The following is a 23,223-nucleotide window of genomic DNA, read 5'->3' as shown; positions in this document are numbered from 1 at the left end:
CGGCCCCCGTCAGAGGATGGCCAGCGCCATGGCGGCGAACTGCGCCGGGAGGTAGGACAGGGCGACCACGACGACCACCCAGAAGGCCCAGCGCGCCACGAGACCACCGCGTGTGCGTCGTGCCGGCTCGGGGGCGCGGAAGAGCGCGAAGTACCGCGACGCCGCGAGGACACCCCACCGTCCGTCCTCCCGCTGCACGAACGGGGACCACCAGTCCCCGGAGCGCAGCCCCTGGACGACACCGCGGACGAACGGCACGAGGAAGAGGAGCAGGACGGGACCGAACACCGCCAGTCCGATGGCTCCGGCGACGGCGACGCCCCGCTCGGGGTGGAGCTCCTGGAGCAGCACGTGTCGTCGTCCCTCCCAGACGGGGTGCCCGGCCGGCGGCGGGCGCGATCGGGTCGACCGTACACGGTCGACCCCGTCGGTCGGCGCACGGCGGACCTCGCCGCTAGGGTCGTGAACATGACTGAGCCACGCGGGTACTCGGGTCCCGAAGAGGCGCTCGCCGCCATCGCGCACGACACCGCCCAGGCCGGGCCGTCGGCCGACAAGGCCCTCGCCTGGCAGCGGGAGGCCGAGTCCCTCACGGGCACGGGGACCTCCGAAGGGGGACACGTCCGCGCGGAGGTCGACGTCCAGGGCATGCTCACCGGCCTCGTCGTCGCCGACGTCGTCGCCGCCCGCGGTGGACGCGTGGTGACCCGCGCCGTCCGGGCTGCCCTGCGCGCCGCTCAGGAGTCCGTGCGGGAGAAGGCCGCTCGCTCGGCCGAGGACGCCTGGGGCGCGGGGTCGGCGACGGCCGCGGCCTTCAGGGCCGAGGTGGAGCAGGCCACTCCCCTCGTCCGGGTCGACCCACCGGAGACGGACGGACGGTCCATTCCCGGCCGCGGTCCGCGGACGCCCGCCCCCGGAGGCACCTGGTGACCCGGCCCGAACCGACGCCGGCGATGGACCCGTCGCGCTTCGACGGCGACACCCCGACCGAGGGCGAGCTGGCCGGGCTCGTCGCGCAGGCGCGGGCGGCCATGGCCTGGCGCGCCGCCGCGGACGCGCTGCGCGGCACCGGTCGCTCCGAGGACGGCATCACGGTCGAGGTCTCCGCCAGCGGAGGGGTGCTCGAGGTGGCCGTCCCCGACGAGGCCTGCCGTGCCGGCGGCCGAGCGGTCAGCGAGCAGGTCCTCGACGCCGTGCTCGCGGCCCAGCGCGACCTCGCCGAGCAGCTGCGGCGCTCCAGCGCGGAGACCTTCGGCGAGGAATCGAGCGCGGCAAGGACCGTGGCGACCGCCACCGAGACACGGTTCCGCCGCGCGCAGGTGCTGCCCGAGGACCCGGACGCCACCCCCTGAGGCGCGACCCGACGTCCCGCTCAGACCCACACCGCGACCACGCCGACGACCGCCGCCGCGGCGGCGGCCACGCAGCCGACTCCGAGGACCAGGGCGACCCCGCCCCAGACACCCCACCGCACGGCGAGCGCCGACCTCTCGCCCCTCTCACGGGCACGGAACTCCGCCCACCACCGGTTGTCGGTGAGGGGTCCCCACGACCCGTCCTCGCGGGGCACCCACGGCGCCCACCAGTCCCCCGCGTGCCGCGACCGGCGCAGCTCGAGCAACACCGGGCGGACGGCGCTCCGCCAGATGGACCAGAGCAGCCCGAGGACGGCGACGAGCGAGACGACGAGCACCAGCCGCACACCCCACACCAGCGCTCCGAGGTCGGCGTCCACGGCGCTCACGCCCCCTGCCGATGGTCCAGGTACACGCCGAGGCACCACACGAAGGGGTAGACGAACGTCGCGATGACCCCGAGCCAGACCACGTAGCGCACGGCGAGGCCCACCGGTCCGCGCCGAGAGACGGCCGGGGCGCGGAAGGCCGAGAACCAGCGGTGCCGCGCCATGAAGGTGTACCCGCCGTCGGGCTTCCGGTCGAACGGCAGCCACGGGTCGCGAGCCGCGACGGCGCGGGCGACGTGCCAGAGGAACGGGAGGAGGAACAGGGCCAGCAGCACGCCCGTGAGGACGACGCCGACGACGAAGATCCTCCCGCCCGACCCGGTGACGGCGACCAGGTCGCGCATCACTCGGTTGAGCCGGTCTCGAGCAGGCGGGTGAACTGCGCCTCGTCGAGGATGGTCAGCCCGAGCTCGCGCGCCTTGTCCTCCTTGGAGCCGGCGTTGGCGCCGACGACGACGTAGTCGGTCTTCTTCGAGACCGACCCGGACGCCTTGCCGCCGCGCGCGAGGATGGCCTCCTTGGTCTCGTCGCGCGAGTACCCCTCGAGCGAGCCGGTGACGACGACGGTGAGCCCGGCCAGGGTCTGTTCGACCGACTCGTCGCGCTCGTCCTCCATCCGGACCCCGTCGGCGGCCCACTGCTCGACGATGCGCCGGTGCCAGTCCGACCCCTCGCCGTCGAACCACTCGCGGACGGCCTGGGCGATGACCGGCCCGACGCCCTCGACCCCGGCGAGCTCCTCGAGGCTCGCCTCGCGCACGCGCTCCATCGAGCCGAGGTGCTGCGCGAGCGCCCGGGCGGCCGTGGGCCCGACGTGCCGGATGGACAGCGCGACGAGCACGCGCCACAACGGCTGGTCCCTGGCTGAGCCGAGGTTGTCGACGAGCCGCTGCCCGTTGGCCGACAGGACGCGACCGTCGACGACGGCGTCCTCGGGGTCCGTTTTCTTGGCCGCACGCGTGTAGAGCGGCACACGGGCGACGTCGGCAGCGGTGAGCGAGAACACCATCGCCTCGCTGGGGCCGCCGAGCTCGGGGTCGTCGAGGACGCCGGACTCCAGCAGCGCCGTCGAGCCCTCCCAGCCGAGCGCCTCGATGTCGAACGCGCCGCGTCCGGCCAGCGAGAACAGCCGCTCGCGCAGCTGGCTCGGGCAGGACCGCGAGTTGGGGCAGCGGATGTCCTTGTCGCCCTCCTTCTCGTACGCGAGCTCGGTGCCGCACGACGGGCAGTGCGTCGGCATCTCGAACTCGCGCTCCGAGCCGTCGCGCAGGGCGACGACCGGGCCGAGGATCTCGGGGATGACGTCGCCGGCCTTGCGCAGCACGACGGTGTCGCCGATGAGCACGCCCTTGCGCACGACCTCGTGGGCGTTGTGCAGCGTGGCCATCGAGACGGTCGAGCCCGCGACGGTGACCGGCTCCATCACCCCGAACGGCGTGACCCGGCCGGTGCGGCCGACGTTCACCTGGATGTCGAGGAGCCTCGTGTTGACCTCCTCCGGCGGGTACTTGAACGCCATCGCCCAGCGCGGCGCGCGGCTCGTCGAGCCGAGCTGCCGCTGCACCGAGAGCTCGTCGACCTTGACGACGACCCCGTCGATCTCGTGCTCGACGCTGTGCCGGCGCTCGCCGTAGCCGTCGACGAAGGCCTGGACGTCCTCGACGCTGCCGAGGACCCGGTAGTGGGTGCTCGTGGGCAGCCCCCACGCGTGGAGCAGGTCGTAGGCCTCCGACTGCCGCGTGATGTCGAAGCCGCGCCGCGCGCCGATCCCGTGGACGAGCATCCGCAGCGGGCGGGTCGCGGTGACGCGAGGGTCCTTCTGTCGCAACGACCCCGCCGCGGCGTTGCGCGGGTTCGCGAAGGGCGGCCGACCCTGCTCGACGAGCGAGGCGTTGAGGTCGCCGAAGGCCTCGATGGGGAAGAACACCTCGCCGCGCACCTCGACGAGCTCGGGCACGTCGTCGCCGTGCAGCTCGGTGGGGACCCCGTCGATGGTGCGGACGTTGAGGGTCACGTCCTCGCCGGTGCGCCCGTCGCCGCGGGTCAGCGCGCGGGTGAGCCGGCCGTTCTCGTAGAGCAGGTTGATCGCGAGGCCGTCGATCTTCAGCTCGCAGAGCCAGTGGAAGGACGCTCCCCCGGCGTCGCGCTCGACCCGCGCGGCCCACGCCGCGAGCTCCTCGGCGGAGAAGGCGTTGTCGAGGCTGAGCATCCGCTCGAGGTGGTCGACGGCCGTGAAGTCCGTGGAGAAGGTCGCCCCGCCGACCTGCTGGGTCGGGCTGTCGGGCGTGCGCAGCGAGGGGTGCTCGTCCTCGAGGGCGTTGAGGCGCTTCATGAGCGCGTCGTACTCGCCGTCGCTGACCGTCGGCGCGTCCTTGACGTGGTAGTCGAACTGGTGGCCGCGCGCCTCCTCGGCCAGCGCCTCCCACTCGTGCCGGACCTCGTCCGGGACGGTGGCGGCGGGCTCCTGCGCGGCGGGGTCGGTCGGGGTCTCGCTCACCCGCCCATCCTGCCGCAGACCACCGACGGCCCGGCGCGGGTCAGCCCTGCGGGTACGGGCCGGGCGCCGGCACGGCGGGCGGGGCGGGCTCGAGGTCATGGCGGTCGGCGAGGACGGCCGCGACGCCGAGGCACGAACCCGCGAGAGCGAGCAGCCCGAGGACGCCCTGCACGAGGGCCAGCACCGGGTAGATCTCCATCCCCCAGACGCCGACGAAGTAGAAGCTCCCCGTGATGATCGCCTGGGAGGCCCCGGTCACGACCCCGATCCCGAAGAAGAGCAGGGCCCAGGTCCTCCACGACCCGCGGGCGCGACGCCGGGCGACGAGCACGAGCCCCACGGCCGGCGGAACCACCTGCCCGACGAGCAGGACCATCGACAGCACGCTGGTGACCGAGAGCTCCACGACCACGCCTCCCCGGACGGACCCCCCGCCCTCCTGCGACGGACCCTAGCGGGCGACGCCGCCGCGGCGGGCACGCTCGAGGACGATGTCGCGCGTCACCTCCAGCTGCCCGAGGTGCTGGGCGAGCTCCTCGTGGACGTGGAGCAGGACCGCACCCTGCGTGGGGTAGGCGTCCGGCTGGTCCGGCGGGGGTGCGACGGGCGGGTCCCCGAGCCGAGCGGCGCGCACGTCGTCGACGAGGTCGCGACGGGCGCGCTCGAGCAGGGCGAGCGCCTCCTCCACGGTGCCCGAGGCCCGGAACTCCGCGTCCCGGTCGCGCGGCACGGGCATCCCGCGGTTGACCGTCCTCCCCCACCGGGTCATCACGCCCGCGACGTGGGTCACGAGCGCGAAGGCGCTGTTGGACCCCGAGACCTCGTCGAGGCGCGCGGTGACGTGCTGGTCGCCCAGCTCACTGCACAGGGCCTCGTACTGGTCGAGGAGGCCCTCGCAGGAGGCCAGCAGCTCGTCGGCGGCGGTCATCCGGCGAGGCTAGCCCGCCCCCGTGCGAGGTCGTGGGAGGGCGGCTGTCGAGAACCGGGTCGCTCGCTCGTCGTCCCGGTGACCGCCCCCACGAGAGGATGCCCACCGTGCCCGAGTTCATCGTCATGTTCCCCGCCGACGACGAGGCGGCCTGGCTGGCCGCCACCGCCGAGCAGCGCCAGGCCACCTACGACATTGACGTCGAGTTCGTCGGGCGGCTGCGTGCCGCCGGCGGGTCGGTGACGGGCGGCGCGGCCCTCGGTCCGAGCTCCGGCGTCGCCACGCTGCGTCGCGACCCGAGCGGCGACGCCCTCGTCACCGACGGGCCCTTCGCCGAGACCGCCGAGCAGCTGTCGGGCTTCTACGTCGTGCAGGCGAGCGGGCGCGACGCGGTCGTCGAGGCGGCCCGCGTCCTGCTGCGGGCCCACCCGGTCGTCGAGGTCCGTCCGGTCGACGAGGACTGAGCGGTCCGCGCCTCGACACGGCGCGGGCCGGGTCGGCCGACCTCTGGCGCGAGCGCGCCCCGGCGTATGAGGATGGGGGTCCGTCACCGACGCCGGACCCAGGAGCACCGATGACCAACCTCTCGACCAACCTCACCACCACCGCCGCGGCGCACCCCGAGCAGGACGCGCTGCGGGTCAACGGCCAGGGCGTCACCTACGCCCAGCTGCACGGCATGGCCGCCAAGGTGGCGGGGACGTTGCGCGAGAACGGCATCCAGCGCGGCGACCGCGTCGCCGTCATCCTCCCCAACGTGCCGGCCTTCCCGGTCGTCTACTGGGGCATCCTCCTCGCCGGCGGCATCGTCGTCCCGATGAACCCGCTCCTCAAGGCCGGCGAGATCGACTACTTCTTCACCGACTCCGGCGCGAAGATCGCCTTCGTCTGGCCGGACTTCGTCGACGAGGCGGTCAAGGGGGCGCAGAACAGCGGCACCCGGGTCGTGACGACGGGCGCGATGGGGCCGGAGGACTTCGAGGGCGGCACGCCCCTCCCCGAGCCCACGCCCCGCGAGGACGACGACACCGCGATCATCCTCTACACCTCGGGCACGACCGGCCGCCCGAAGGGCGCCGAGCTGACCCACAGCAACATCCACCTCAACGCGATGCGCTCGGCGCAGGTCATCCAGCAGATGACCGCCGACGACGTCGTCATGGGCTGCCTGCCCCTCTTCCACGTCTTCGGGCTCGTCGTCGGTCTCAACGCCGCGACGATCTCCGGCGCCTCGCTCGCGCTCATCCCCCGCTTCGACCCGCAGGCGGCGGTCGAGGTCATCGAGAAGGAGCGGGTGACGATCATGCAGGGCGTGCCGACGATGTACGCCGCGATCCTCAACCACCCGAGCTCGGACGGGATGGACGCCAGCTCGCTGCGCACCTGTGCCAGTGGCGGGTCCGCGATGCCGCTCGAGGTCATGAAGGCCTTCGAGGAGAAGTTCGGCTGCGTCATCCTCGAGGGCTACGGCCTCTCCGAGACCTCCCCCGTCGCGAGCTTCAACATGCCCGACAAGGAGCGCAAGCCGGGCACCATCGGCGTGGCCATCCCCGGGTGCGAGATGCGGTGCGTCGACCTCGACGGGAACGAGGTGCCGGTCGGCGAGGTCGGCGAGATCGCCATCCGCGGCGACAACGTCATGAAGGGCTACTGGAACAAGCCCGAGGCGACCGCGGAGGCCATCCCCGACGGCTGGTTCCGCACCGGCGACCTCGCGACGATGGACGACGAGGGCTACTTCACGATCGTCGACCGCAAGAAGGACATGATCCTGCGCGGCGGGATGAACGTGTACCCCCGCGAGGTCGAGGAGGTCGTCTACCAGCACCCCGACGTCCTCGAGGTCGCCGTCGTCGGCATGCCGGACGACCTCCTCGGCGAGCAGGTCGGCGCGGCCGTCGCGCTGCGCGAGGGCTCGACCGCGACGCCGGAGGACATCATCGCGTTCACGAAGGAGCGCATCGCGGCCTACAAGTACCCCCGCAAGGTGTGGGTCGTCGACGCGCTGCCCAAGGGCCCGACCGGCAAGATCCTGCGCCGCGAGGTCCGGGCCCCCGCCGAGGGATGACCGGTTCGCCACCGGCGGCCCCGGCCCAGGTCGGCCGCCCCGGGCACCCGGCCGCGGTCCGGACCGCCGACCGGTGGCGCGCCGCGGGCGTCGTGGCGTGCGTCGCGTGGGTCGCCTGCGCGGTCGTGGTCGTCGGCTGGTACGTCGGCGTCGTGACGAACGACGACCCGCTCTCGGACGTGCACGGCTACATCACCGTGTTCGGGCCGTTCGTCCTCGTGCTGCCCGCCCTCGGCCTGCTGGCCTGGGCGTTGCTGACCGTGCGCCTGCTGGTCCGTCGCCGCGACCTCGCCTGGGTCTTCCACTGGACGGTCGGGGGCGTGGGGCTGGTCGGGTCCGCCCTCGTCGTCGCCCTGCCCGTGGTGCTGCTCAGCGCGGCCACCCTGCTGGTCGCGTGGGCCGGCAGCCGCTCCTGGCGCCGGGCGGCCGGCCCCCCGGCCTGATCGCCGCCTCCCCGGCTCAGGCGGAGGCCCGCTCGCGCTCCCGCACGGCCGCGGCCTCGGGGGTGCGGGGCCGGCGGTTGACGACCCACGCCGCCGCGAGGACGACGCCGAACCCGACCACCTGCCAGGCCCCGAGCCGCTCGTGGAGGACGAGGACGCCGAGCAGCACCGAGACGACCGGGATGAGGTAGGTGATCGTCGAACCGACGACCGGCCCGGCGCCGCGGACGACGTCGAACTGCAGGACGTAGGCGAACCCGGTGCCGACGACCCCGAGCACGAGGACGCAGGCGAGCGGGAGCCAGCCGGGCACGTCCGTCGCGGGCCCGTGCGCCCAGAGCGCGGCCAGGCCCTCGGGACGGGTCAGCGCCCAGCCGAGCGCCGTCGGGACCATGAGCGCGAGCCCGGTGAGGAGCGTCGCCGCGGGCATCGCGAGCCCACCGAGGTCGGCGCCGGCGAGGAAGCGGCGGTTGTAGGTCCACCCGACGCCGTAGCTGGCGCCGCCCGCGAGCGCCATCGCGAACCCGACGAGGTCCGGCCCCTCGGTCGAGGTCCACGGCTGCATGATCGTCACGACGCCGAGGAACCCGACGCCGACGGCGACGAGGCGCCGTCCGGTGACCCGGGCGCCGGGGAGCAGCGCGAGGGTCGCGAGGACGGTCGCGATCGGGGTCGCGGCGTTGCCGATGCCCGCGAGCGCCGACGCGATCCGCGTCTCGGACAGCGCGAACAGCGTGAACGGGAGCGTCGCGAGCAGGAGGCCGCACACGAGCAGGTGCCCCCAGACGCGCGCCCCGCGCGGGAGCCGCCCGCCCCCGGCGACGAGCAGCGCGGTGACGACGACGGCGCCGGTGACGATGCGCAGCCCGGAGATCTGCACCGGCTCGAGCGACTCGAGCCCGACCTTCATCAGCAGGAAGCTCGACCCCCAGATGAGGACGAGCGCGACGAACTTGACCTGCCAGGCCACGCGCGGGCGGGCCATCAGGACGCCTGCTCGGCGAGGCGGCGGGCGGTGTCGAGCGCGGCCCGCAGCACCCCCTGCGCCACCGCGGGGGTGACCCCCGCGAGCCCGCAGGCCGGCGCGACGACGAGCCCCTCGACGGCGGCCGCGTCGAGGCCCGCACGCCCGAGGCCCTCGACGAGCGCGCGGTGCGCGCCGGTGTCGCTCGTCGAGCCGTCGGTCGCGAGGACGCCGGCGTACACCCCGGTCCCGGCCTCGAGCGTCGCCGCGACGCTCTCCCAGCGCGCGGGCGAGGCGGCGGTGAGTTCGAGCGCGAGCGCCCCGGCCCCGGTCGACCTCAGGAGCGGCACCGGCGCGGCGGGGTGGCAGGAGTGGACCACGGTCGGACCGTCGTGGGCCGCGAGGAGCTCACGCAGGCCGGAGGCGACGGTCTGGGGGTCGACCGAACGCACCCGTCCGTAGCCGGACGCCGTCGGCAGCGACCCCTCGAGGACGGCCGTGAGGGCCGGCTCGTCGACCTGGAGCACGACCTCGGCGCCGGGCACGAGCCGGCGCACGTCGGCGACGTGCCGGGCCATCCCCTCGGAGAGCGAGGCGCGCAGGTCGGCGGCGGCCCCGGGGTCGGTGACGACCCGTTCGCCACGGGTCAGCTCGAGGGTGGCCGCGAGCGTCCACGGCCCGCACACCTGCACCTTGAGCGGGCCCGACCAGCCGTCGTAGGCCTCGGCGAGCTCGTCGAGGTCCTCGCGCAGGAGCGAGGCGGTGCGCGCGGCGTCCCGGCCCGGCCGGTCGACGAGCCGCCAGCCGCTCGGCTGGAGGTCGACGGGCAGGTCGACGAGCATCCCGGCGGCCCGGCCCACCATGTCGGAGCCGGGACCCCGCGAGGGCGTCTCGGGGAGGAAGGGCAGCCCGATGCCGTCGCCGTCGACGAGCAGGTCGCGCACCGTGCGGACGGCCTCGCGGGCCGACGCCCCCGGCCACGAGCCGATCCCGGTGGCGCGCACCGGTGCCGACGCCATCACGACCACCGCCCGACGAGGGTCTGGACCGAGACCGGCACCGGCGCGTCCCCGGCCCACGGCGCGGGCTCGGGCGTGCCGGCCACCGTCCGCAGCGGCACGACACCGCACCAGGCGCCGCCGGTGTCCTCCTCCGGGGCGCTCGGGCCGCCGGTGCGGGCCTTGAGCAGCCAGCGCCCGTCGGTGATGGGGAGGGCCATCGCGAGGGTCGCGGCCTCCTCGCGGCGGGTCATCGGCCGCACCTCGCCCGTGCGGCCGGGCAAAAGGCGGTCCGAGAGCCGGTCGAGGGCCCCGGTGCGGTCGGCGCCGGTCAGCGTCACGAGCTCGCCGTGGACGACGGCCGAGCGGTAGTTCGCCGAGGACTCGAACGTCGTGTGGGCGACGACGAGCCCGTCGACGGACACGACCGTCAGGGCGGCGGGCGCGCCCGCGGCCACCCGGCGCAGCGCGCCGGCCCCGGTCGAGCCGTGCAGGAGGATGCGGTCGCCGTCGCGGGCGAACAGCATCGGCACGACCCACGGCCGGCCGTCGACGACGGTCGACAGCGTGCCGGCGAGGACCTCGTCGAGGAGCGCGTCGAGGGCCGCGCGCTCCGTGCTGCCACGCTCGGCGTGGCGAGCCAGCCCTTCGGGCGCCCGATCGGCGTGCGCGAGACCGGAGTAGCCGGGGCCGGGGCACTCCCCTGCGGACACCACGCGCTCGCTCGAGGCGGGGTGACGGCGCAGCGCGTCGCCGACGCGGGTCGGGCGCGGCATGAGCTCCCCCCCGCAGTTCGGGCACACCCGCTCGAGGTGCTCGGCGCAGCCGGCGCAGAACGTGCACTCGAAGGAACAGACGACCGCCCCCACGGCGTCGGCGGGCAGGTCGGCGTCGCAGCACTCGCACGACGGGCGCATCTCCAGGGTCACGGGACCATCCTGCCAACAGCACTGGACCCCGCGGAAGGACCACTACCGGCCGTTCCGGCAGGACCGGTATGGTGCGGCCCGTGGCCCGCTCCCCCCGCGCCGTCGACGTGCCCCTGCGCCTCGCGGTCTCGTCCGCGCCGCTGCGGCACCGGGTGGCCGACGCGGTCGTCGACGCCCTGCGCTCCGGTCGGCTGCGCCCCGGGGACACGCTCCCCTCCACCCGGACCCTGGCAACCGCCCTCGGCGTCTCCCGCGGCCCCGTCGTCGCGGCCTACGACGAGCTCGCCGCGGCCGGATTCGTCGTCTCCCGGGCCGGGTCGGGCGCCGTCGTCGCGGCCGGGGCCGACGCCGCCGCGCGCGGCGGGGCGGCCACCCACGTCCCCGAGCCCGGCCGCGAGCCCGTGGCCTCCCCCGCGCGGCCGGCCGCCGGCCCACGCTTCGACCTGCGCCCGGGGCGCCCCGACACCTCGCTGCTGGACCGCGCGGCGTGGCGGCGCGCGTGGCGGGCGGTCGGCGACGCGCTGCCGGGCAACGACGCCGGCGAGGTCCCGCGCCACACGCTCCTCCGGGGCGTCCTCGCCGACCACCTGCGCCGCAGCCGCGGTGTCGTCGTGGACCCGGACGACCTCTTCGTCGTGCCCGGGGTCGGCGGCTCGCTGCGTGCGCTGCCCGAGGCGTTCGGCCTCGTGGGCCGGACGGTCGCCCTCGAGGACCCCGGCTACGTCGAGGCATGGACCGCGTTCGCCGCGGAAGGGGCGCGGACGCACCCCGTGCCCGTCGACGCCGACGGCCTGGACCCGGCCCTGCTGCCGGCCGACGCCCGCGCCGTGTACGTCACGCCGTCGCACCAGTACCCGCTCGGTGCGCGGATGCCCGTCACCCGGCGCGTCGCGCTGCTCGACTGGGCCCGCACGACCGGTGGGCTCGTCGTCGAGGACGACTACGACGGGGAGTTCCGCTACGACGTCTCCCCGCTCCCCGCGCTCCGCTCGCTGCCCGGCGCGCAGGACCACGTGGCCTACGTGGGCACCGCCTCCAAGCTGCTCGCGCCGTCGCTGCGCGTGGCCTGGGTCGCCGTGCCCCGGCACCTGCGCAACGCCTTCCGCGTGGCCGTCGAGTCACGTGGCCTCGTCGTCAACGAGGCGACCGGTCTCGCGCTCGCCGAGCTGGTGTCGTCCGGCGCCCTCGCCGCCCATCACGCGCGCGCGAGCCGGACGTACGCGGCCCGCCGCGGGGCGTTCGTCGCCGCGGTCGCCGACCGGATGCCGGACGCCGTCCTCGAGGGCGTCGACGCCGGCCTGCACGTCGTGCTGCGCCTGCCGGACGGCACCGACGACCACGAGGTCGCCCGGCGCTGCTCACGGGTCGGTGTCGAGGTCAGCCCGCTGTCGGCCTACGCGGTGGAGTCGGACGTGCGCGGCCTCGTCGTCTGCTACGCCGGCCTGCCCGATTCGTCGGCGCGTGCCGCGGTCGAACTCCTCGCCGGCGTGATGGCGGGCTGACCGGTTCGCCTGCGCCGCAGGCGTCCCGGCCGATAGCGTCGGTCCTTCGACACCAGGGAGGGAAGGACCCGTCATGTCCAGGAAGTCCGGCGCAGCAGCCGTCGGCGCAGCGGTTGCCGTCGCGCTCACCGTCGGACCGGCCGCGCCCGCGGGCGCCGTCACCGGCACGTGGAAGAACTGCACGAGCGTCAACAAGAAGTACCCGCACGGGGTGGGCAAGGTGAAGGCCAGAGACCGCACGTCGGGCCGGCCGGTCACGACCTTCCGCAAGAGCGACTCGCTCTACGCCCAGGCGATGCGGGCCAACAAGGGTCTCGACCGCGACAAGGACGGCATCGCCTGCGAGAAGCGCTGAGCCGCGTCGCCGCACGACGACGCCCCCGGCACCGTGAGGTACCGGGGGCGTCGTCGTCCGCGCGGTCAGAGCACGTCGTGGCCCGGGTGCGGCTCGCTCGGGATGGTCCCGAGGCGACCGGCCTGGAAGTCCTCGAACGCCTGGATGAGCTCGGCGCGGGTGTTCATGACGAACGGGCCGTACGCCGCGACGGGCTCGCGGATCGGGCGCCCACCGAGGATGTAGAGGTCGAGGCTCGGGCTGCGGCTCTCCTGGCTCTCGTCCGCGCCGACCTCGACGACGTCGCCGCCACCGAGCACCGCGAGCTGGCCCATCCGCAGCGGACGCCTGTCGGGGCCGACCGAGCCGTTGCCGTTGAGCGAGTACACGAGCGCGTTGTAGGCCGGGTTCCACGGCAGCCGCACCCGCGCGCCGGGCGCCACGGTGACGTGGAGCGCGGTGATGGGCGTGTGCGTGATGCCCGGGCCCTCGTGCCCGTCGAGCTCGCCGGCGATGACGCGCACGAGCGCGCCGCCGTCGGGGCTGGACAGGAGCGCGACGTCGCCGCCACGGATGTCCTGGTAGCGCGGCGCCGACATCTTCTGCGCCGCCGGCAGGTTGACCCACAGCTGGAGGCCGTGGAAGAGGCCGCCGCTGACGACGAGCTCCTCCGGCGGGACCTCGATGTGGAGGAGGCCGGAGCCGGCCGTCATCCACTGGGTGTCGCCGTTGGTGATGACGCCGCCGCCACCGTGGCTGTCGCGGTGCACGAACGAGCCGTCGATGATGTACGTGACGGTCTCGAAGCCGCGGTGCGGGTGCCACGCGGTGCCCTTGGGCTCGCCCGGGGCGTACTCGACCTCACCCATCTGGTCCATGTGGATGAAGGGGTCGAGGGCGGCGAGGTCGACGCCGGCGAACGCGCGGCGCACCGGGAACCCCTCGCCCTCGAAGCCCTGCGGGGCGGTGGTCACCGAGCGCACCGGGCGGGACACCGCCGTGGGCAGGGGCTCGGAGACCCGGGGCAGGGTCAGGATGTTCTCGACGGTCACGGCCGGCATGTCACTCACGCTCCTCGTGGTCATCCTCCGGGGTGGAGGGTCACCGCGTCCAACAGTAGTTGACAGTTCAACTATTCCGCGACCCGGGGCACGGGTTAGCCTTCGACGCATGAGCCGCTCCGTGTCCGTCGTCCTCGGCGCCGTCCTCGTGCTCGTCGGCCTGCTCTGGATGCTCCAGGGCCTCGGCTACGTCGGCGGCAGCCCGATGACCGGCGTGACCTTCTGGGCCGTCGTCGGCCCGCTCGTGGCGTTCGCCGGGCTCGCCCTGGCCTTCCTCGGGGGCCGACGCCGCCGCGACGGCTGACCCGTCAGCCCGCGTGCCGCACGCAGGTGCGGGCCGTCGGCCGGGCCTCGAGCCGACCCGCCGGGATCGGCTCGCCGCACACCGAGCACACGCCGTAGGTGCCGTCGTCCACGCGTCGCAGCGCGGCGTCGAGCTCGGCGAGGTGCTCGCGCTGCCCGTCGGTCAGAGCCGCCAGCTGCGAGCGCTCGTACGCGATGGTCTGCCCCTCCGGGTCGTGCTCGTCGTCGGCGTTGGAGTCCTGCGAGGCCTCGACGAGGCGATCCATGTCGGCCTCCATCCCCGCGAGCCGTTCGAGGAGGTCCGCCCGCTCGGCGAGCAGCCGCTCGGCGGGGGTGGCCTCAGGCGGCACGCGAGGTCCCCGTGATCGTCGCGGACCCGACGACCCGGGTGCCGTCGTAGAGCACGACCGACTGGCCGGGTGCGACCCCGCGCAGCCGTCGCTCCAGCCGCACGCGGACCGCGTCGCCGTCGACCGCGGCGGTCGCGGGCACCTCCTCGCCGTGGGCCCGCACCTGCGCCCCGACGGCGACCTCTCCCGTGGGCGCCGGGCCGCACCAGCGCAGGTGCGCCCCCTCGACGACGTCGACGCCGAGCAGGTCGGCCGTGCCGACGAGCACGCGGTTGCGGGGCGCGTCCACCTCGACGACGTAGCGGGGGTCGCCGTCGAGGCGGGAGCGGTCGATGCCGAGCCCGCGGCGCTGGCCGACCGTGAAGCCGTGCGCGCCGGCGTGCTCGCCGACGACCTCACCGCTCACCGCGTCGACGAGCTCACCCGGCCGCTCCCCCAGGCGCCGGCCGAGGAAGCCGCGGGTGTCACCGTCCGGGATGAAGCAGATGTCGTGGCTGTCCGGCTTGCGGGCCACCGAGAACCCGCGCTCGGCGGCCTCCTCGCGCACCTGCGGCTTCGTGAGGTCACCGAGCGGGAAGAACGCACGGGCCAGCTGGCCGGCGTCGAGGACGCCGAGGACGTAGGACTGGTCCTTGGCCGTGTCGACCGCCCGGTGCAGCTCGCGCCCCGCCGGCCCCTCGACGACGCGCGCGTAGTGGCCCGTGGCGACGGTGTCGAACCCGAGGGCGAGCGCCTTGTCGAGCAGGCCGGCGAACTTGATCTTCTCGTTGCACCGCAGGCACGGGTTCGGGGTGCGCCCGGCGGCGTACTCGGCGACGAAGTCCTCGACGACGTCGCGCTCGAACCGGGCGGCGAGGTCCCAGACGTAGAACGGGATGCCGAGGCGGTCCGCGACCCGGCGCGCGTCCCCGGCGTCCTCGAGGGTGCAGCAGCCCCGGGCCGACTCGCGCAGCGTCGCGGCCGAGCGCGAGAGGGCGAGGTGCACGCCGACCACCTCGTGGCCGGCGTCGAGCATCCGGGCGGCGGCGACCGCGGAGTCGACCCCGCCGGACATCGCGGCGACGACGCGCATCAGAGCAGCCCGCCGGCCCGCCGGGCCCGCTCGACGACGCCGGGGAGGGCGGCGAGGACGGCGTCGACGTCGGCGTCGGTCGAGGTGTGCCCGAGGGTGAGGCGCAGCGCGCCGCGAGCCGCGGTCTCGTCGTGGCCCATCGCGAGGAGGACGTGGCTGGGCTGCGGCACGCCGGCCTGGCACGCCGAGCCGGTGCTGCACTCCACCCCGGCCGCGTCGAGGAGGTAGAGCAGCGAGTCGCCCTCGCAGCCGGGGACGAGGAGGTGGGCGTTGCCGGGCAGGCGGCCCTCGGCGTCCCCCGGGCGCCAGCAGCCGCTCACCGTGATGCCGAGGTCGAGCGCGAGCGCGCCCTCGACGAGGCGGTCGCGCAACGCCATGACCCGCTTGGCCTCGACGTCGCGGGTGGCGACCGCGTGGTCGAGCGCGACGGCGAACGCGTGGACCGCGGGGGCGTCGAGGGTCCCGCTGCGGACCTGGCGCTCCTGGCCGCCGCCGTGGAGCTGCGGGACCAGGACGGCGTCGCGACGCGCGACCAGCGCCCCCACCCCGAGGGGGCCGCCGAGCTTGTGCGCGGTGACGGTCATCAGGTCGGCGCCGGAGTCGTCGAAGCGCACCGGCAGGTGCCCGACCGCCTGGACGGCGTCGGTGTGGAAGGGGACGCCGTGGGCGCGCGCGGCGGCGGCCAGCGCGGCCACCGGCTGCACGGTACCGACCTCGTTGTTGGCCCACATGACCGACACGAGCGCGGTGTCGTCGACGTGCTCGGCGAGCAGGGAAGCGAGGTCGTCCGCCGACAGGTGCCCGCAGCGGTCGGGCTCGAGCCACGAGACCCTGGCCCCGCGCCGCTCGACGAGGTGCTCGACGGGGTCGAGCACCGCGTGGTGCTCGATGGCGCTGGCCACCACCCGCACCCGGCGGGGGTCGGCGTCCCGGCGGGCGAGCCAGGTGCCCTTGACCGCGAGGTTGTCGGCCTCTGTCCCGCCCGAGGTGAAGACGACCTCCGAGGGTCGGGCGCCCAGGGCCGCGGCGATCCGCTCGCGCGACTCCTCCACGGTCTTGCGCGCGGCGCGACCCGAGGTGTGCAGCGAGGAGGGGTTGCCGACCCGGCCCGCCGACTCGACGAACGCCTCGACCGCGGCGGGGAGCATCGGCGTGGTCGCCGCGTGGTCGAGGTAGTGCGTCACGAGGGTCGAGTCTACGTTTCGGGGGTGGCCCCACCCGCCGCCGGAGTCGCCCCGGGCACGGCAGAGGGGCGAGCGGATCGCTCGCCCCTCACCTGTCGCGCTCGCGCGCGACGAGACCGCCTCGTGAGCGGTGGTCGGGTCAGCCCTTGCGCTTCTTGACCTCGGTCGTGGCCTGCGGGAGGACCGAGAAGAGGTCGCCGACGACGCCGAAGTCGACGAGCTCGAAGATCGGCGCCTCCTCGTCCTTGTTGACGGCGACGATCGTCTTGGACGTCTGCATGCCCGCGCGGTGCTGGATGGCGCCCGAGATGCCGGCCGCGACGTACAGCTGCGGCGAGACCTGCTTGCCCGTCTGCCCCACCTGGTTGCTGTGCGGGTACCAGCCGGCGTCGACCGCCGCGCGGCTCGCGCCGACCGCGGCGCCGAGGCTGTCGGCGAACTCCTCGACGGGCGAGAAGTCGCCGCCGGTGCCGCGGCCGCCGGAGACGACGATGGCCGCCTCGGTCAGCTCCGGGCGCCCGGTCGCCTTCTTCGGCTGCGAGTCGGTGATGCGGGCCGCCTTCGCGGCGTCGCTGACGCTCACCTCGACGGCCTCGACCGCGCCGGCCTCGGGCGCGGCCTCGATGGAGGCCGAGTTCGGCTTGACGCAGATGATCGGCGTGCCGGTCGTGACCTTCGCGGTCACGGTGTACGAGCCGGCGAAGACCGACTGCGTCGTCTCCGGCGTGCCGTCCTCGCCCGCGCGGACGTCGACGGCGTCGGTGATCATCCCGGAGCCGGCCTTGATGGCCAGGCGGGCGGCGATCTCCTTGCCGGCGGCGTTGCTCGGGATGAGCACGGCTGCGGGAGAGGTCTTCTCGATGAGCTGCGCGAGGACCTCGGCCTGCGGGGCCACGAGGTAGCTCGCCGCGTCGGCGTCGTCGACGACGTACACCTTGTGCGCGCCGTACTTGGCGTAGGTCTTCTGCGCGGTCTCGGCGCCGGGGCCGATGTGCACCGCGGAGGGCTCGCCGAGGCGGCGGGCGAGGGTCAGCAGCTCGGCGGTCGCCTTGCGCAGGCGCCCCCCGGCGTGGTCGGCGAGGACGAGTACTTCAGCCATCTGTCTGTGCTCCTGGTCTCGGGCGGCCGCGGTCAGAGGAACTTCTGGGCGCTGAGGAACTCGGCGAGCTTCGCGCCGCCCTCGCCCTCGTCGGTGACGATCTGGCCCTGCTCGCGCGGCGGGCGCTTGGCGAACGCGACGACCGAGGTCCACGCGGCGCCGAGGCCCACGTCACCGGCGTCGACGCCGAGGTCGGCCAGCGACCACGTCTCGACCGGCTTCTTCTTGGCCGCCATGATCCCCTTGAAGGAGGGGTAGCGCGGCTCGTTGATCTGGTCGGTGACCGAGACGAGGGCCGGCAGCGACGCCTCGATCGTCTCGGAGGCGACGTCGCCGTCTCGGCGGATGGTGACGCGGCCGTCGCCGACGGTCAGCTCCGAGGCGTACGTGACCTGCGGCAGGCCGAGGCGCTCGGCGAGCATCGCGGGCACGACGCCCATGACGCCGTCGGTCGAGGACATCCCGGTGAGGACGAGCTCGGGGCTGCCGTCGGTCGCCTTCTCGACGGCCTTCGCGAGGACGAGCGAGGTGCCGACGGCGTCCGAGCCGTGGATGGCCTCGTCCTGCACGTGGACCGCCTTGTGGGCGCCCATCTGGAGGGCCTTCTTCAGCGCGTCGGCGGCGGCCTCGGGGCCGACCGTCACGACGGTGACCTCACCGTCGCCGGCGGCCTCGACGATCTTGAGGGCCTCCTCGACGGCGTACTCGTCGAGCTCGGAGAGCAGGCCGTCGACGGCGCGGTCGACGGTGTTGTCGGACTCCTGGAACGTCCGGTCGGACTGGGCGTCCGGGACGTACTTGACGCAGACGACGATGTTCATCCGTCCCTCGTCCCTTCGTGTCGTGGGGGTCTTGCGCCCGGGGGTCTCCGGCGCACAACGCCTCCCATCCTCTCAGCCGGTGAGCGCTCGTTCACCACCCGGCCGGCGTGACGGTCACCACCCCGTCGAGGGTCCCGCGGCCATCCGGCGCACGACGGCGCGCCGAAGAAACCTGCGACGGCGTTCAACAGGCGCGCGCCGGGCCCCGTATCCACCGGTACCAGCCCACGGACCGAAGGAGCTCCCGATGCACCGCACCCGCCTCGCCGCCGCCGGCGTCCTCACCGCCGCCCTCGCCCTCCCGATGGCGCCCGCCGCCACCGCCACCCTCCTGCCCTCCCCCGACGCCGTCGGGCTGGCGGGTGCGAAGACGCTCGTCGCCGTCGACCTCGACCGACCGGGCTCGGCGCGCACGCTGGGTGCGGTCACCGGCCTGACCCGGGACACGCGCCTCCTCGGCATCGACCACCGTCCGGCCGACGGGCGCCTCTACGCCGTCGGCGACCGCGGCGGTGTCTACACGGTGACCGTCCCCGAGCGGCGCCTGCTCTTCACCAAGGCCCCGAGGGCCACGCTCGTCAACCGGCTCACGGTCGCCCTCGACGGCAAGCACTTCGGCGTCGACTTCAACCCCGCGGCCGACCGCCTGCGCGTCATCAGCGACACCGGCCAGAACCTGCGCCACGACGTGAACCCCGGCGGCACGACGATCGCCGACACCCCGCTCAACGTCACCGGCGCGACCACGGCGTCCACGGGCGTGACCGCCGCCGCGTACACCAACCCGGACACCGACGCCGCGACCGCGACGACGCTCTTCGACATCGACACGAAGGCCGACCAGGTGGTCGTCCAGTCGCCGGCCAACGCCGGATCGCTGGCCCCGACGGGCTCGCTCGGCGTCGACGCCACCCGCGGTGGCATGGACATCGACCGGAAGAACCGTGCGTACGCCGCGCTCGAGGTCGACGGGAAGGCCGGTCTGTACCGCGTCGACCTGCTCACCGGGAAGGCCACCCGGGAGGGCTGGTTCCCGCGGGGCGCCCAGGTGCTCGACCTCGCGGTCCCGACGGGTCGCTGACCGAGGCCGTCGGATGCTCGTGCGCCGCCCCCGGACGTCCTCCTCGCTCACCGAGGAGGACGTCCGGGCGGCGTACGCGGCGCACGGCGCGGAGCTCTACCGGTTCGCGCTGCGCGGCCTCGGCGACGGTGGCCTGGCGCAGGACGCCGTCCAGGAGACCTTCCTGCGCGCCTGGCGGGCCCGGGAGCGCTACGACCCGGCGGTCGCGGCACTGCGCACGTGGCTGTTCGGCATCGCCCGCAACGTCGTCATCGACCTGCACCGGGTCCGTCAGGCGCGTCCGTGGCTGCGCGACCTCGCCGACCACGAAGGGCTCGAGGGCGCGGCGCCCGCGACCGACGGGTGGGACGCCCTGCTGCACACGTGGCTCGTCGAGGAGGCGCTCGGCCGCCTCGGCGAGGCCCACCGGCAGGCGCTCACCGAGACCCACCTCGCCGGCCGGCCCTACGGCGAGGTCGCGGCCGAGCTGGGCATCCCGGAGAGCACGCTGCGCAGCAGGGTCTTCTACGGTCTCAAGGCCCTGCGGGTCGCGATGGAGGAGATGGGAGTGGAGCGATGAGCACGCCGACCGACCACGAGGCGCTGCGGACGGCCCTCGGTCCGTACGTCCTCGGCGACCTCCCCCCGGACGAGGTCCCGGCGCTCGAGGCGCACCTCGACGGGTGCGCCTCCTGCACCGCCGAGCTCGCCGCACTCGCCCCGGTCGCCGCTGCGCTGACCGGGCTGCGCGGCTCCCTGCCGGCCCTCCCGCTGCCGCCCGCCGACCTCGGCGACCGGGTCTCCGCGGCGGTGGCCGCCGACGCCCGGCGCGGATCTCGTCCGGGTGGCGCTGCCCGTCGGGCCGGGACGCTGCTCGTCGCGGCCGCGGTCGGTGCGGTCCTCACCCTCGGCGTGACGCGTCTCGTGGCCGAGCCCGCGGCCCCGGCGGTCCCGCTCGAGGCCGTCCCGGTCGCCGTCGGCGCCCCGGGGGTCGTCGCGTCCGCCGGGCTGGTCCCCCACACCTGGGGGGTCGAGGTCAGGCTCACGGCGCGCGGCTTCACCGCCGGGGACCGCTACCGCGTCGTGGTCCTCGGGCCGGACGGCACGCAGTTCCCGGCCGGCGAGTTCGTCGGCACGGGCGAGCGCACCATGCGCTGCAACCTCAACTCGTCGGTGCTGCGCGAGCGCGCGAGCGGCTTCGAGGTCCTCGGCGACGACGGCCGGGTCCTCGTCCGCTCCTCCTTCCCCCGCGCCTGACGGTCCGCGCCACGCCCCCGACGGTCTGACAGGATCGATGGATGAGCGACGAGAGCGGTACCGGGCCGGGCACCGTGCGACGCACCGTCGGGCCCGTCGGGGACCCCGTCACCGTCGGCTGGTGGGAGTCGCTGTGGCGCCCCTTCTGGGCGCTCCCCTCCGCCGTCGTCGTCGTGACGGTGCTCGCCGGTGCCACCCTCCCCCTCGTCGACGAGCACCTGCTCGGCGACGTCGACGTCCTCTTCGGCGGCAACGCGGACTCCGCGCGCAGCCTGCTCGGGACGATCGCCAGCGCGATGATCTCGGTGACCGGGCTGGTCTTCTCGATCACGATGGTCGTCATGCAGCTGGCGAGCAGCCAGTTCACGCCGCGGCTGCTCTCCACGTTCCTCGGCAGCCGTGTGGTCCAGGTGACCCTCGGTGTCTTCATCTCCTCGTTCGTCTTCGCGCTCATGGTGCTGCGCGACGTGCGCGGGGGTGACGGGCCGTTCGTGCCGCAGCTGTCGGTGACCGTCGCCTTCCTGCTGGTCCTCGCGAGCGTCGCCCTCTTCCTCGCGTTCATCCACCACATCACCGACTCCATCCGTGTCGACCAGGTCGTCGACCGGATCGCGCGGCTCACGGTCGAGGCGCTGGAGCGCGGGTCGGCGCAGGAGTGGGACGACACCTCGGCAGTGCCCCCGACGTGGTCGCAGGGCGACGGGCCGGGGGTGACGGTGACGACGGGGTCGGACCACGGCGTCGTCTCGCGGGTGCACCTCAGCGCACTCGTCGAGTGCGCCGAGCGGGCCGGCGCGGTCGTCGAGCTGCGCACCCGCCTCGGCGAGGTCCGGCACCGCGGCCAGGTGCTCGCGGTCGTCCACGGGGGTCACCGCGACGACGACCTCACCGAGTCCGTCCGCGAGGCGATCGGGCTCGGCCGGGAACGCAGCATGACCCAGGACCCCGAGTTCGGGGTGCGCCAGCTCGTCGACATCGCCGAGCGGGCCCTCTCCCCCGGGGTCAACGACCCGACGACGGCCGTGCAGGTCCTCGACGACCTGCACCGCATCCTGCGGGTCGCCGCGCTGCGCCCGGACCCGTCACCCCACCTCGTGGACGGGTCGGGCGCGGTCCGCGTCGTCGACCGCCCGACGACCTTCGCCCGCCTCCTCGACCTCGCGCTCGACGAGGTCTGGCACTACGGCCGGGACGGGCTCCAGGTGCCCCGGCGCATCGAGGACCTGCTCGAGGACCTCGTCGCCGACGGGCGCCCGGAGCACGCCGCGACCGCCGCCGCCAAGCTCGCCGGGCTGCGTCGGATGGCGTGACGCCCCGGGCAGGGTGACGCCGGCGGGTCAGGCGCCCTCGAAGGGGGCCGGGCCCTTGCCCTTCTCGACGAAGTGGCGCATCCCGGTGGACTGGTCCTTCGTCGCGAAGAGGCCGGCGAAGAGCACGCGCTCGATCTCGAGACCGGTCTCGAGGTCGACCTCGAGGCCCCGATCGATGGCCTCCTTCGCGGCGCTCAGGGCGTACGCGGGGCCGCCGACGTAGCGAGCGACCAAAGAGCGGGCCGTCTCGTACACCTCGGCGGCCGGGACGACGCGGTCGACGAGGCCGATGGCCAGCGCCTCCTGCGCGTCGACGAAGCGACCGGAGAACACGAGGTCCTTGGCCTTGGCCGGTCCGACGAGGCGCGCGAGGCGCTGCGTGCCGCCGGCCCCGGGGATGATGCCGAGGTTGATCTCGGGCTGGCCGAGCTTCGCGTCGTCGGCGGCGACCCGCCAGTCGCACGCGAGCGCGACCTCGCAGCCGCCGCCCAGGGCGTACCCGGTGACGGCGGCGACGGTCGGCTTCGGCAGCCCGGCGAGCGCCTTCGTGAAGTCCTGGAGCAGCGCGGAGTGGTCGACCATGTCGGTGTACGACATCGTCTCCATCTCCTTGATGTCGGCGCCCGCGGCGAAGACCTTCTCGCCGCCCCAGACGACGACGGCGGCGACGTCGCGGCGCTCCGCGGCCTCGCGGCACGCGGCGACGAGGCCGTGCTGGATCTCCGCGTTGAGCGCGTTCATCGGCGGCCGGTCCAGCCGGATGGTCCCGATGCCGTCCGCGACCTCGAGGCGGACGAGGTCGGTCACTGCCCGTCCTCGATCGGCTGGCCGGTCTCGGGGTCGATGCCGAGGATGCGCTGGTGCCACAGGTGGACGGCGGAGAGGACGACCTGGATCGAGACCTGGGTGAGCGTCGAGAGGTCGGCGCCCGGGGTGACGACGTGCTCGCCGGTGACGACGAGGGTCGTGCCCGCGATGCCGGTCTTCACGTGGTTCATGTGCAGGTTGATCTCGTTGCACGTCTCGTGGAGCTTGAGGCGGTCGGCGGTCAGCTCGTCCTGGATCTGCCACTGGCCGAACAGGCGCATGATCTCGACGTCGCCCTCGGTGCAGCGGACGAAGAGCTGCTGGTCGTTGACCGTGAAGGCCACGTCACCGTCGCCGTCGAGGTTCGGGGCGAGCCCGAGGTCGACGAGGACGTCGAGGACCCGGCCGCGCAGCGGGTGCTCGTTCGCGGGCGGCGGGAAGTTGGGCAGCGAGGTGGGGTCGGTCATGGCCCCACCGTATCGACCGCACCCG

29 protein-coding genes are annotated in these 23,223 nt (G+C 74.7%); 12 read left to right on the top strand and 17 right to left on the bottom strand.

Annotated features, from left to right (window positions below):
- Positions 1-9 precede the first annotated feature (9 nt).
- On the bottom strand, positions 10-351 hold the full coding sequence (locus KMZ30_RS01525; RefSeq protein ID WP_215511086.1) for a hypothetical protein: 342 nt from the start codon (positions 349-351) through the stop codon (positions 10-12).
- A 117-nt stretch (positions 352-468) separates the two neighbouring features.
- Here KMZ30_RS01525 and KMZ30_RS01520 point away from each other — a divergent pair, with 117 nt between their 5' ends.
- Both KMZ30_RS01520 and KMZ30_RS01515 read left to right on the top strand, forming a co-directional pair.
- A complete protein-coding gene (locus tag KMZ30_RS01520; RefSeq protein ID WP_215511085.1) occupies positions 469-930 on the top strand; it encodes a YbaB/EbfC family nucleoid-associated protein in 462 nt (153 codons plus the stop codon).
- Positions 927-1,352, top strand: coding sequence for a hypothetical protein (locus KMZ30_RS01515; protein WP_215511084.1), 426 nt, complete (start codon positions 927-929; stop codon positions 1,350-1,352). The genes KMZ30_RS01520 and KMZ30_RS01515 overlap by 4 nt, the downstream gene beginning before the upstream one ends.
- Before the next feature lie 20 nt (positions 1,353-1,372).
- On the opposite strand, the gene KMZ30_RS01510 is transcribed toward KMZ30_RS01515, so the two are convergent.
- The 5 genes from KMZ30_RS01510 to KMZ30_RS01490 are packed head-to-tail and all read right to left on the bottom strand — an operon-like array spanning position 1,373 to position 5,169.
- Positions 1,373-1,744, bottom strand: coding sequence for a hypothetical protein (locus KMZ30_RS01510; protein ID WP_215511083.1), 372 nt, complete (start codon positions 1,742-1,744; stop codon positions 1,373-1,375).
- Positions 1,741-2,088, bottom strand: coding sequence for a hypothetical protein (locus KMZ30_RS01505; RefSeq protein ID WP_215511082.1), 348 nt, complete (start codon positions 2,086-2,088; stop codon positions 1,741-1,743). The genes KMZ30_RS01510 and KMZ30_RS01505 overlap by 4 nt, the downstream gene beginning before the upstream one ends.
- On the bottom strand, positions 2,088-4,340 hold the full coding sequence (ligA, locus tag KMZ30_RS01500) for an NAD-dependent DNA ligase LigA (protein ID WP_215519843.1): 2,253 nt from the start codon (positions 4,338-4,340) through the stop codon (positions 2,088-2,090). The genes KMZ30_RS01505 and ligA overlap by 1 nt, the downstream gene beginning before the upstream one ends.
- Positions 4,282-4,647, bottom strand: coding sequence for a hypothetical protein (locus KMZ30_RS01495; RefSeq protein WP_215511080.1), 366 nt, complete (start codon positions 4,645-4,647; stop codon positions 4,282-4,284). Before KMZ30_RS01495 ends, ligA begins: the two co-directional genes overlap by 59 nt.
- Positions 4,648-4,692: 45 nt before the next feature.
- The gene (locus KMZ30_RS01490) at positions 4,693-5,169 is read right to left on the bottom strand and encodes a mycothiol transferase (protein WP_215511079.1); all 477 of its coding nucleotides are present in this window, start codon (positions 5,167-5,169) and stop codon (positions 4,693-4,695) included.
- 107 nt (positions 5,170-5,276) lie between these two features.
- On the opposite strand from KMZ30_RS01490, the gene KMZ30_RS01485 reads away from it, so the two are divergent.
- From KMZ30_RS01485 to KMZ30_RS01475, 3 genes are all read left to right on the top strand, one after another.
- Positions 5,277-5,633, top strand: a complete 357-nt coding sequence (locus KMZ30_RS01485; RefSeq protein WP_215511078.1) for a YciI family protein — start codon at positions 5,277-5,279, stop codon at positions 5,631-5,633.
- A 110-nt stretch (positions 5,634-5,743) separates the two neighbouring features.
- Complete coding sequence (locus KMZ30_RS01480; protein ID WP_215511077.1) at positions 5,744-7,237, top strand: long-chain-fatty-acid--CoA ligase; 1,494 nt, start codon at positions 5,744-5,746, stop codon at positions 7,235-7,237.
- Positions 7,234-7,680, top strand: a complete 447-nt coding sequence (locus KMZ30_RS01475) for a hypothetical protein (protein WP_215511076.1) — start codon at positions 7,234-7,236, stop codon at positions 7,678-7,680. Before KMZ30_RS01480 ends, KMZ30_RS01475 begins: the two co-directional genes overlap by 4 nt.
- A gap of 16 nt (positions 7,681-7,696) precedes the next feature.
- Here KMZ30_RS01475 and KMZ30_RS01470 read toward each other — a convergent pair whose 3' ends face one another.
- Genes KMZ30_RS01470 through KMZ30_RS01460 form a run of 3 tightly spaced genes read right to left on the bottom strand, consistent with a single transcriptional unit; the run spans position 7,697 to position 10,571 of the window.
- Entirely contained in the window at positions 7,697-8,665 is a 969-nt protein-coding gene (locus KMZ30_RS01470) for a DMT family transporter (RefSeq protein WP_226901532.1), read from the bottom strand.
- The gene (locus tag KMZ30_RS01465) at positions 8,665-9,663 is read right to left on the bottom strand and encodes a uroporphyrinogen decarboxylase/cobalamine-independent methonine synthase family protein (RefSeq protein WP_215511075.1); all 999 of its coding nucleotides are present in this window, start codon (positions 9,661-9,663) and stop codon (positions 8,665-8,667) included. The genes KMZ30_RS01470 and KMZ30_RS01465 overlap by 1 nt, the downstream gene beginning before the upstream one ends.
- Positions 9,663-10,571 (bottom strand): DUF1272 domain-containing protein, encoded by a 909-nt coding sequence (locus KMZ30_RS01460; protein ID WP_308279521.1) that lies wholly within the window; start codon positions 10,569-10,571, stop codon positions 9,663-9,665. Before KMZ30_RS01460 ends, KMZ30_RS01465 begins: the two co-directional genes overlap by 1 nt.
- Before the next feature lie 80 nt (positions 10,572-10,651).
- Between KMZ30_RS01460 and pdxR the strand changes: the two genes are divergently transcribed.
- Complete coding sequence (gene pdxR, locus KMZ30_RS01455; RefSeq protein WP_215511074.1) at positions 10,652-12,073, top strand: MocR-like pyridoxine biosynthesis transcription factor PdxR; 1,422 nt, start codon at positions 10,652-10,654, stop codon at positions 12,071-12,073.
- Positions 12,074-12,146: 73 nt separating this feature from the next.
- Entirely contained in the window at positions 12,147-12,428 is a 282-nt protein-coding gene (locus KMZ30_RS01450; protein WP_215511073.1) for an excalibur calcium-binding domain-containing protein, read from the top strand.
- 65 nt (positions 12,429-12,493) lie between these two features.
- On the opposite strand, the gene KMZ30_RS01445 is transcribed toward KMZ30_RS01450, so the two are convergent.
- Positions 12,494-13,468 (bottom strand): pirin family protein, encoded by a 975-nt coding sequence (locus tag KMZ30_RS01445; protein WP_207023396.1) that lies wholly within the window; start codon positions 13,466-13,468, stop codon positions 12,494-12,496.
- Positions 13,469-13,577: 109 nt separating this feature from the next.
- On the opposite strand from KMZ30_RS01445, the gene KMZ30_RS01440 reads away from it, so the two are divergent.
- The gene (locus KMZ30_RS01440) at positions 13,578-13,772 is read left to right on the top strand and encodes a hypothetical protein (protein WP_215511072.1); all 195 of its coding nucleotides are present in this window, start codon (positions 13,578-13,580) and stop codon (positions 13,770-13,772) included.
- Between the two features lie 4 nt (positions 13,773-13,776).
- Here the strand turns inward: KMZ30_RS01440 and KMZ30_RS01435 are convergent, their stop codons facing one another.
- The 5 genes from KMZ30_RS01435 to KMZ30_RS01415 all read right to left on the bottom strand — a co-directional run bounded on the left by KMZ30_RS01435 (position 13,777) and on the right by KMZ30_RS01415 (position 18,297).
- Positions 13,777-14,121: a TraR/DksA family transcriptional regulator gene (locus KMZ30_RS01435; RefSeq protein WP_372447485.1), complete on the bottom strand. Its 345-nt coding sequence runs from the start codon at positions 14,119-14,121 to the stop codon at positions 13,777-13,779.
- On the bottom strand, positions 14,111-15,193 hold the full coding sequence (mnmA, locus tag KMZ30_RS01430; RefSeq protein WP_215511071.1) for a tRNA 2-thiouridine(34) synthase MnmA: 1,083 nt from the start codon (positions 15,191-15,193) through the stop codon (positions 14,111-14,113). Before mnmA ends, KMZ30_RS01435 begins: the two co-directional genes overlap by 11 nt.
- The gene (locus KMZ30_RS01425; RefSeq protein WP_215511070.1) at positions 15,193-16,377 is read right to left on the bottom strand and encodes a cysteine desulfurase family protein; all 1,185 of its coding nucleotides are present in this window, start codon (positions 16,375-16,377) and stop codon (positions 15,193-15,195) included. The genes mnmA and KMZ30_RS01425 overlap by 1 nt, the downstream gene beginning before the upstream one ends.
- 139 nt (positions 16,378-16,516) lie before the next feature.
- Positions 16,517-17,476, bottom strand: coding sequence for an electron transfer flavoprotein subunit alpha/FixB family protein (locus tag KMZ30_RS01420; RefSeq protein WP_215511069.1), 960 nt, complete (start codon positions 17,474-17,476; stop codon positions 16,517-16,519).
- A gap of 32 nt (positions 17,477-17,508) precedes the next feature.
- Entirely contained in the window at positions 17,509-18,297 is a 789-nt protein-coding gene (locus KMZ30_RS01415; RefSeq protein WP_215511068.1) for an electron transfer flavoprotein subunit beta/FixA family protein, read from the bottom strand.
- A gap of 247 nt (positions 18,298-18,544) precedes the next feature.
- On the opposite strand from KMZ30_RS01415, the gene KMZ30_RS01410 reads away from it, so the two are divergent.
- The 4 genes from KMZ30_RS01410 to KMZ30_RS01395 are packed head-to-tail and all read left to right on the top strand — an operon-like array spanning position 18,545 to position 21,924.
- A complete protein-coding gene (locus tag KMZ30_RS01410; RefSeq protein WP_215511067.1) occupies positions 18,545-19,378 on the top strand; it encodes a DUF4394 domain-containing protein in 834 nt (277 codons plus the stop codon).
- Positions 19,379-19,391: 13 nt separating this feature from the next.
- Positions 19,392-19,937 (top strand): sigma-70 family RNA polymerase sigma factor, encoded by a 546-nt coding sequence (locus tag KMZ30_RS01405; protein ID WP_215511066.1) that lies wholly within the window; start codon positions 19,392-19,394, stop codon positions 19,935-19,937.
- Positions 19,934-20,614: a zf-HC2 domain-containing protein gene (locus KMZ30_RS01400; protein ID WP_215511065.1), complete on the top strand. Its 681-nt coding sequence runs from the start codon at positions 19,934-19,936 to the stop codon at positions 20,612-20,614. The genes KMZ30_RS01405 and KMZ30_RS01400 overlap by 4 nt, the downstream gene beginning before the upstream one ends.
- 41 nt (positions 20,615-20,655) lie before the next feature.
- On the top strand, positions 20,656-21,924 hold the full coding sequence (locus KMZ30_RS01395; RefSeq protein ID WP_215519842.1) for a DUF2254 domain-containing protein: 1,269 nt from the start codon (positions 20,656-20,658) through the stop codon (positions 21,922-21,924).
- 27 nt (positions 21,925-21,951) lie between these two features.
- Here the strand turns inward: KMZ30_RS01395 and KMZ30_RS01390 are convergent, their stop codons facing one another.
- Positions 21,952-22,731: an enoyl-CoA hydratase/isomerase family protein gene (locus tag KMZ30_RS01390; RefSeq protein WP_215511063.1), complete on the bottom strand. Its 780-nt coding sequence runs from the start codon at positions 22,729-22,731 to the stop codon at positions 21,952-21,954.
- The gene (locus KMZ30_RS01385; RefSeq protein ID WP_207023414.1) at positions 22,728-23,198 is read right to left on the bottom strand and encodes a T3SS (YopN, CesT) and YbjN peptide-binding chaperone 1; all 471 of its coding nucleotides are present in this window, start codon (positions 23,196-23,198) and stop codon (positions 22,728-22,730) included. Before KMZ30_RS01385 ends, KMZ30_RS01390 begins: the two co-directional genes overlap by 4 nt.
- Positions 23,199-23,223 lie beyond the last annotated feature (25 nt).

Origin of the sequence: Phycicoccus mangrovi (assembly GCF_018729305.1) — a bacterium.
Taxonomy (GTDB): domain Bacteria; phylum Actinomycetota; class Actinomycetes; order Actinomycetales; family Dermatophilaceae; genus Phycicoccus; species Phycicoccus jejuensis.
Note: the sequence above shows the minus strand (reverse complement) of the source record. Positions and strands in the feature narration are given on the sequence as shown.